Origin of the sequence: Limnospira sp. PMC 1279.21 (genome assembly GCF_032349615.1) — a bacterium.
Taxonomy (GTDB): domain Bacteria; phylum Cyanobacteriota; class Cyanobacteriia; order Cyanobacteriales; family Microcoleaceae; genus Limnospira; species Limnospira fusiformis.
The window spans coordinates 1-1,069 of the sequence record NZ_JARPLU010000424.1; the positions used below are offsets into that span (position 1 = coordinate 1).

At 47.2% G+C, this 1,069-nt stretch carries 2 protein-coding genes; both read right to left on the reverse strand.

Going from position 1 to position 1,069, the window contains the following annotated elements; all coding sequences use genetic code 11:
• Positions 1 to 597 precede the first annotated feature (597 nt).
• Positions 598 to 849, reverse strand: a complete 252-nt coding sequence (locus P5683_RS25165; protein ID WP_006625929.1) for a reverse transcriptase domain-containing protein — start codon at positions 847 to 849, stop codon at positions 598 to 600.
• Positions 788 to 1,069, reverse strand: a 282-nt coding sequence (locus tag P5683_RS25170; protein WP_315641223.1) for a reverse transcriptase N-terminal domain-containing protein, incomplete at its 5' end; no start/stop codon positions are given. The genes P5683_RS25165 and P5683_RS25170, both read right to left, overlap by 62 nt.

Sequence of the window (1,069 nt, forward strand, 5' to 3'; positions counted from 1 at the left end):
CGGGTAGTTATTTCGGGCATTTCAGCCCTATTTCATACCCGAACGTCTCGCACCTTGCGCTTACACTTATCACTACTGACTACCTCGACCAGATTGTCAGAGCCTGAAAGGGGTTATAACGTTCCGTTTATATGGGCATTTCATCTTTAGATTTGTCCTGTCCACCGGGGTACTTTAAAGGTCTGTGTAGGTAGTTAGAATAGCCACCTACTTTTTCCCTTGCTCTTTTGAGCGCAGCGTATCAACCTGTTTCGCTACTCAATTCTTACGATGGTTCAAGCCGGACATTCAGTCTCCTTAATCATGGATGGTTGGCAGTGGTCGAGTGAGAGGTAGGTTCCCCTATTACGCCTTCCGTTCCCCGCTTCAACCCTAGGAGTGTGAATCCTCAAATTGGGGGTGGCTATCGCCGTTACTCTATCCCATAATCGCACCAAGTGGTTTAATACTCCTCCTAGGTATATTTGGACGGTATTTTGCGATTTCTTAAAATGGGATTGACCTTGAGTTTCCTGCCTTGCTCCTCTGCTCGAGCGTTGGAACATATAAACAGTTAAGGGGTAACTGGGTTGAATCAGTTGATTCCCCTCTAGGAGGTTATTTCGAGCATTGCAGCCCTATTTCACTCCTAAACGTCTCGCACGCTATATCAGCATCTAGTACATAGTATTCACCTTTGCGGATGCTTAGGTAAATTCGTGCTATTGCGTCGTGGGTTGACCGTCCGGGACGGAACCCGTAGCTTGTGCCTTCAAATCTCGATTCCCATTCAGGTTCGAGAGCCGACTTAACCAAGGCTTGCCTTGCTCTGTCTTGGATTGTGGGTATTCCCATTCCCGCTTTTTTCATCCCTTCCAGGTTTTGGTATCCACACCCGTCGCAGTGGTTTTGCTTTGAGATTTCCCTTGATGCTCTTGACAATTTCAAACCTTTGTCTTGGAGAGATTGCTCTCATTCCATCAACACCGGCTGTTTTCTTGCCTTGATTATCTTGGGTCACTCGCCGGACTGCTATGTTATGGTCGAAAGGGAAGTCACCTTCGCCAACTCCAATTCCAAACCGTGCTTG

Bases quoted from the DNA above. Each gene is read 5' to 3' on its own strand.
- P5683_RS25165 (WP_006625929.1), bottom strand. From the start codon at position 849: ATGAAAAAAGCGGGAATGGGAATACCCACAATCCAAGACAGAGCAAGG.